The sequence below is a fragment of the Janthinobacterium lividum genome (assembly GCF_011601275.1).
GTDB classification, from domain to species: Bacteria; Pseudomonadota; Gammaproteobacteria; order Burkholderiales; family Burkholderiaceae_D; genus Janthinobacterium; species Janthinobacterium lividum_E.
This window is the reverse complement of the sequence record NZ_JAAOLY010000066.1, coordinates 1-348: the sequence shown is the minus strand read 5'-3', so window position 1 is coordinate 348 and position 348 is coordinate 1. Positions and strand designations below refer to the sequence as shown.

The 348-nt window shown below is 67.8% G+C and carries 1 protein-coding gene; it reads left to right on the top strand.

Features of this window, described 5'->3' with window-relative positions:
• On the top strand, window positions 1-348 hold a 348-nt coding region (locus GYK42_RS28890; RefSeq protein WP_166450287.1), incomplete at both ends, for a putative Ig domain-containing protein.

The following is a 348-nucleotide window of genomic DNA, read 5'->3' as shown; positions in this document are numbered from 1 at the left end:
CGGTGACCCCGGCAACCTTGCCGGCGCCGAAAGTGGCCACGGCATACAGCCGGCAATTGACGGCCAGCGGCGGCGTCGCTCCGTATGCCTATACGGTATCGAGCGGCAGCCTGCCAGCGGGCCTCACCCTGAGCGGCAGCGGTTTGCTCGGCGGTACGCCAACGGCGGGCGGCAGTTTTAGCTTGACCGTGCAAGCGGCCGATGCGCACCAGTTCACCGGTACGCAAAGCTATACTCTGGTGGTGTCCTCGGCCACGGTCAGCCTGACGCCGGCCACCTTGCCCAATGCGACGGCGGAAGCGGCCTACACGGCCACCCTGACTGCAGCGGGCGGCACGGCGCCATATA